Source organism: Microcystis sp. M53603_WE2 (assembly GCF_030065435.1).
On the sequence record NZ_JASJFF010000555.1, the window covers coordinates 1 to 6,172 of the forward strand.

Sequence of the window (6,172 nt, forward strand, 5' to 3'; positions counted from 1 at the left end):
ACAACCTAATAGAATTAGTGTGGCATTCCGCTAAAGAGTACATAGCTAATCGAGAATTTGAAAATAAAGAAGAACTGGAAAAAGTAGACAATCAGCTTTTAAATGAAGGGGGATTGATTATTAAATGGAGTAGAAAACTGAAAAATAAGGGTAATGCTGTCAATGTAACTTAAATGCGTAAAAGCTTACGCCCAACTGTTGACAAGCGGCGATCGCATCTTCTCAAGCTTTTTCCGGGGCAATCCGTCCCACCCAGGCTAGACAGGGGGAAGGAGCGGCCCGAAACTGATACAAAGATACGTCTAAACCATTAGCCAAACAGCGATAGGGGGGAGATATTGAGCAAGTTTCTGCTTGGGCGACGGTGTGAAAAGCGAGTAAATGGGGAAAACTGCGGTAGGTTTTTTGAATAATATGATCCATCGCCAAAGAAACGGAAGCCATGCTGACTAAATGGGCGACGGGAGTGGCAAAAAAAGGAGTGAGATAAAAAGGCAGCCAATCCTAGGCAAAATTAACAATTAAATCGTACTGATGTTGTACTTGTTGAGCGTAGTGCCACATATTGGCCAAAACGGCATTTTCGGGCATGAAAATCGGGGCTTGCCGGCCTTGACTTTGGGCGGAAATCTGGGCATTTCCTGCTATAGTGATTAAGGGAATATCATGCAATTGCGAGGCTTCTGGAGCCACTACCCGCACCGCATACCCTTGCTTATTCAGAGTGCGAGCGAGATTATAAAGAGTTAATTCTAGGCCACCGCCGTCCCCCGATCCCAAAAATCCCACGGGGGTGGAGAGAAATAACAGTTTTCCACTCAATTTTGCACCTCAGTGGATGTGGTTTCAGTGAAGGAAGTATCCTGTACGTCATCATCTTCCGGTTCACCAGTGGTTTCCAGGGGAGCAATATCTAAGCGGGGCGGTAATTGCAGATTTAACTGTCTGATTGCCCAGCGTGCTGTTTCTTGCACTTCCTCATCGGAATCATCGAGGGCATGACAAATTAATTGACTGATCTGAGACATGATATCGTAGAGTCTGGTTAAATCCCGGATAGCATTTTTCCGCACTTGGGGATTTTTATCCTGGAGAGAGATAGCCAAAGCTTGGTTCATCGGTCGCAGGGAGCGGGTACAGATTTGAGCGAGAGCTTCTAGGGTTAAACTGCGTTCGTAGGAATCCCCATCCACCATACTATCGACTAAAGGCTGCATTGCCCTAGAATCGGACATCTGTGCCAGCTTCCAAACCGCCCGTCTACGGGTACGGGGATCGTTATCACGAAGACTTTCAATTAAACGCAGGATTAAATCTACGTTCGGGATGCGGGAGGTAGCTTGTACGGGCAAAGAAGGCTCGAAATCCTCGTCACCACTGCCATTAATGTCACTGCCCGTTTTGGGGTCCGCGTCGAAGGAATTGCCATTGCCCCTAGAAAAGTTGTTGAGTGGGTTTTTAGGATTGACGTAAGTTGTCTTTTTGCGCCGTTTTGAGGCTTTGCCCTTGGGACGATATTGGAAGAAAAGCGATAGTAAAACTCCCAATAAAGCGATGGATAACAAGGCCGAGCCAGCAATTAACGGTATTGGTGAAGTCTCGTTTTTGGCGGCTGCGTTGGCGGCCGTGGCGGTTTGACCTAGATACTTCTGGATATTAGCGATCGCATTTTGAGCAAATGTATCGTTCGGACGTTGTGCCAGAGCTTGTTGAAATTTTCCTAGGGCGAGTTGGTAATTTCTTTGGGCTGTAGCTTCGTAACCAGCTTTCATCAACTGATCGTAAGTGGCGACAGTCTGGGGTTGCTCTAACCTAGGGGGAGTTTGAGCGTTAGCCTTGGGTAAAGCCTGAAAATGATGACCCCAACTGCTCACACCGATAGCTAACAAAAATAGGAAATTGGGTTTGATCATAGAATTAATGCAACTGTTTAGGGGGGGGAGGGTAAAAGTATGATAGCCTAAAAGCCGTAAATGAAAAGCACTTAACTCCAGAGATAGGTCATGGACTACGGTGGTGATTGGGAAAGGCCTCCGGTGAGCGTGGGGCGAATAGTAAGGCTCCTAGTAGCGAGGATAGAGTCCACTGTTTAGAGCTTAGGGATTATCTGTGAAAAACTGGCTTAATTAAGCTTGCACAGGCGTTTTACGCCACGTTCGACCTTGAATAGTCGTGTGGAATTGCCAATTAGCTACGGTTTCTGGATAATCGCCCCGATAGTGACCGCCTCGGCTTTCTGCTCGCAATAAGGCACTTTCCAGAATTAAGTCAGCGATATCTAGAAGATTTAATGTCTCGATCGCTATTCTTATTTCTAACTGCACCGAGGGACACAAAAATAATTGTCCTTTGTCGGGGAGAAGATTCTGGAGAAATTGGCCCATCTTTAAGGATTCTAACTGTTGTTTCCACTGTTGCACCCGTAGGATAGCAGTTTCTAACTCATTTTGAAATCGGCAAATTCCCGCATTTTCCCACATTAAAATCGGTAATTCTCTGCGTACTTTTTGCCAGTATTCCTGTTCTTCTTGCCAATTTTCTGCGATTTCTAAGGGTTTCTCTGGTCTTTCCCCCACCAAGTTTTCTGGCTCTAGACCTATTTCAACTAAATTTGCCGCAAAGACAATACATTCCAAAAGAGAATTACTGGCTAAACGATTAGCACCGTGAACACCCGTACTGGCCGCCTCGCCGATCGCATACAAACCGGGTAGAGAAGTGCGGGCGTTTAAATCGGTAGCCACTCCTCCCATCCAATAGTGAGCGGCGGGGGCAACGGGAATCACATCTTCAAACACATTAATGCCCCATTTTTGACAGATGCGGATAATATTGGGGAAACGATAACGCAGACGATCCGGTTCGATCGGTCTTAAATCTAGATATACTTTGGCATGGGCGGGATCGTCGGAGGTTTTCTGCAAATGGCTAAAAATCGCCCGACTCACCACATCCCGGGGGGCCAATTCTCCGGCCGGATGGTAATCGAAGGCAAAACGCCGCCCCCGGTCATCAATTAAATGCGCTCCTTCGCCGCGCACCGCTTCACTAATTAAAAACCGCGGCGCCCCCGGCACAGTCAAAGCGGTGGGGTGAAACTGAAAAAATTCCAGGTCGCGAATCACTGCCCCGGCACGCCAAGCCAGGGCGACTCCATCCCCCGTGCTAACGGCGGGATTAGTGGTTTGGGCATAGACTTGACCGCCGCCTCCCGTAGCCAGAATGACTGCTGGCGCTCGCAGCCAACAGAGATGATCTTGATGGAGTAAACAAATACCTTGACAGCGTTGCCCTTCCGGGTCAAGCCAGAGTTTCAGGGCGATCGCTTGGGGAATAATGGTAATATTGGGGCGTTCGGTCACTTTTTCCATCAGGGTACTGACGATCGCTCTCCCCGTGCGATCGGCTGCGTGCAGCACCCTGGCCTGGGAATGGGCAGCCTCAAGAGTGCGGGCTAAGTCGTCTCCGGAGCGATCAAAACTAACTCCTAACCGCAGCAAATCAGCGATCGCTTGGGGGGCCTTCTCGACTAAAAACTGTACGGCATAGCGATCGCATAAGCCCGCTCCGGCTTTTAGGGTATCTTCTAAATGGAAAACGGGGGAATCTGCCGGGGAGGTGGCTGCCGCAATTCCTCCCTGCGCCCAATCACTAGCCCCAGTTTTTAAATCTTCTTTGGTAATTAAACCCACCTTTAAGTTAGGGGGTAAACACAGTGCGGCATACAATCCCGCCGCTCCCGATCCCACCACTAAAACATCTTGATAACTCGGCAGTTGCGAGGAAACGACCATGTAGGAGTTAATTGATAAATTCTATTTATTCTAGCATTTCATTTCTCTATAGTTCTGGCAAAAATCGCCAGTTTTTAGCTTGGGGCAGTATGCCAGATTCTTTCTTTTGCCTCTTGCCTTTTGCCTCTTGCCTTCAGACGCTAATCACTGAAAAAGGTGAGCGATCGCTCACCTTGGAATTTTTTTAAAACCGCCATTAACTGGATTTAGTAAACTCCGGGGTTAAAACGGTCATCACCCTCGATAAATTCTTTAGAAGGCTCAGTAACGGTAAATTTCTCCAGATTAGCCTGTAAACGCTCTTTTTGAGTGGCCGAGAGTCCGGGGATATTGAGGACATCTTCCACTTCTTGGTAGGGGGCGTTTTTGATGATTTTACCAGCTAAATTGGGATAGAACCCTCTCAAGTCCCGGAAATCGCGAATATCACTGTTATTGAGGTCGATTTTCGCCCCAAATTCTGTAGTTAGTTTAGCATCAGCCGCATTTAAGACCGCCACAGGAAGAGAGGGAAGGGCGATCGAGGTGAGATTGAGAGCTTGAGCGGGAACTTTGCCCCAAAAACTCCCGATAATCAAGGCAATTACCGCCAGCAGACGAACAAGATTCTTCATTGCAGTTGTGGTCTCCTAAAACCAAGGCAAATTAACGATCAGGACAAGAAATGAAGCCGTCAGCCTTCCGACTAGGCATAGGGTGGGTAGTTGGGATTTGCCACCGCAGCCTAGCTATTAGCTGAACGCTGATAGCTAGTTAAAAAAGTTATATCATGCCATTAGACCAGATCATAACCTAGTTTGCCCCCCTAGGGGAAGGGTTTTGCGGTTTTGGGGTTTGATCACAAAAAACAAGTTGGTTAGGACAATCTAAATCGCTAAAACCCTTTTCTGGCAAGGATTTTCCTGATGCCATCTGGCTGCTGCTACAGTTGAATTTCCCTATCTCCCTATCTCCCCACTCCCCCCATTTCCTCATTCCCCTATCCCCTAACCCAATTATTATAAATCCCTAAAATTATCAATGACGAACAGCACTCCTATGGCATCATAGACTGTTGCTTGTCTTGAAATACATAATAAGGAAGACACAATTATGGCTCTCCAATTGGGTGATATCGTTCCAGATTTTACACAAGATTCTAGTGAAGGTCCGATTTCTTTTCACCAGTGGGTAGGAGATAGCTGGGTGGTGCTGTTCTCCCACCCGGCTGATTATACCCCCGTTTGTACCACGGAATTAGGTACGGTGGCTAGTCTTAAGTCAGAATTTGAGCGACGTAATGTGAAAGTGATCGCTTTGAGTGTGGATAGTGCCGAATCCCATCGGGGTTGGATTAATGACATCAACGAAACTCAAAACACTACCGTTAACTATCCGATTATCGCCGATGGCGATCGCAAAGTGTCGGATCTCTACGGCATGATTCACCCCAATTCCCTCAATAATCTGACGGTACGTTCGGTGTTTATTATCGATCCCAACAAAAAATTACGTTTAACCATTACCTATCCTGCCAGCACGGGACGCAATTTTAACGAGATCCTGCGGGTGATTGACTCCCTGCAGCTCACCGATAACTATCAAGTGGCTACCCCCGCTAACTGGACCGACGGCGGCGATTGTGTGGTGGTTCCCTCTATTCCCACTGAAGAAGCTCGTAGCAAATTCCCCAAAGGAGTTGAAGAAATCAAACCCTATCTACGCATGACTCCCCAACCTAATAAGTAGGGTTTGCGGCAAAAAGTTTTTCCTGGTGGCAGGGTGTGGCCCCCCAACCCCCCCGACATCGGGGGGGCAGGTAGGGTGTAGGGTTTTACCAGTTTTGAGGTGGCCAATTACCTAATTTTCAGAGAAAAAGTGCCTAAATTTCCCCCGATCACTCCCATATCCAGTACTTTTTGATTGACAAAAGGTCTAAAAGTCTTACCCAACAAGGTTTTTAGCTTTATTCAGCCAGCCCTAATTAGTGACCGGTAATCGGTGAACCATATCCTGGAAAACTGGCAATCCGAAAACCATAAAGTCGTCAGGGAGGGTTAGCCATCCGTTTTAACGGATGCTAGCCCTGGCAACAGGGGATTTATCCCCCTACATCATTTATTGGTTTGATTGTCAATATATTTTTTCATCGAAAATTTGGGTCTGAAACCCCGTCGTTCTACGACGGCTTTACTGTTAAATATGAGCATCGTTTACGAAATATATGCTAAAATGTGAGACATGGAAAAAGCCTACTCGTTTCGATTTTACCCAACACCCGAACAAGAGTCGCTATTGCGGCGCACATTGGGCTGTGTAAGATTAGTTTACAACAAAGCTCTCCATCTCAGAACACAAGCTTGGTACGAAAAGCAAGAAAGAGTAGGCTATGCTCAAAC

General features: G+C 47.1%; 6 protein-coding genes and 2 pseudogenes. 3 read left to right on the plus strand and 5 right to left on the minus strand.

Annotated elements, in window-relative coordinates; all coding sequences use genetic code 11:
• Window positions 1-173, plus strand: a pseudogene (locus tag PX481_RS11540) (IS630 family transposase); the annotation flags it as partial.
• 52 nt (window positions 174-225) lie between these two features.
• Here the strand turns inward: PX481_RS11540 and PX481_RS29690 are convergent.
• From PX481_RS29690 to psbU, 4 genes and pseudogenes are all read right to left on the minus strand, one after another.
• A pseudogene (locus PX481_RS29690) lies at window positions 226-822 on the minus strand (glycosyltransferase); the annotation flags it as partial.
• The gene (locus PX481_RS11555) at window positions 819-1,913 is read right to left on the minus strand and encodes a HEAT repeat domain-containing protein (protein WP_002761164.1); all 1,095 of its coding nucleotides are present in this window, start codon (window positions 1,911-1,913) and stop codon (window positions 819-821) included. The gene PX481_RS11555 and the pseudogene PX481_RS29690, both read right to left, overlap by 4 nt.
• A gap of 213 nt (window positions 1,914-2,126) precedes the next feature.
• Complete coding sequence (nadB, locus tag PX481_RS11560) at window positions 2,127-3,794, minus strand: L-aspartate oxidase (protein ID WP_002761162.1); 1,668 nt, start codon at window positions 3,792-3,794, stop codon at window positions 2,127-2,129.
• 206 nt (window positions 3,795-4,000) lie between these two features.
• On the minus strand, window positions 4,001-4,408 hold the full coding sequence (gene psbU, locus PX481_RS11565) for a photosystem II complex extrinsic protein PsbU (protein ID WP_002761160.1): 408 nt from the start codon (window positions 4,406-4,408) through the stop codon (window positions 4,001-4,003).
• 478 nt (window positions 4,409-4,886) lie between these two features.
• On the opposite strand from psbU, the gene PX481_RS11570 reads away from it, so the two are divergent.
• The gene (locus tag PX481_RS11570; protein WP_002761158.1) at window positions 4,887-5,522 is read left to right on the plus strand and encodes a peroxiredoxin; all 636 of its coding nucleotides are present in this window, start codon (window positions 4,887-4,889) and stop codon (window positions 5,520-5,522) included.
• Here the strand turns inward: PX481_RS11570 and PX481_RS11575 are convergent.
• Window positions 5,489-5,629, minus strand: a complete 141-nt coding sequence (locus PX481_RS11575; protein WP_288094613.1) for a hypothetical protein — start codon at window positions 5,627-5,629, stop codon at window positions 5,489-5,491. The two genes, PX481_RS11570 and PX481_RS11575, sit on opposite strands and share 34 nt — an antisense overlap.
• A 385-nt stretch (window positions 5,630-6,014) precedes the next feature.
• On the opposite strand from PX481_RS11575, the gene PX481_RS11580 reads away from it, so the two are divergent.
• Window positions 6,015-6,172 (plus strand): helix-turn-helix domain-containing protein (locus PX481_RS11580; RefSeq protein ID WP_288094614.1); only part of this gene is annotated, 158 nt, incomplete at its 3' end.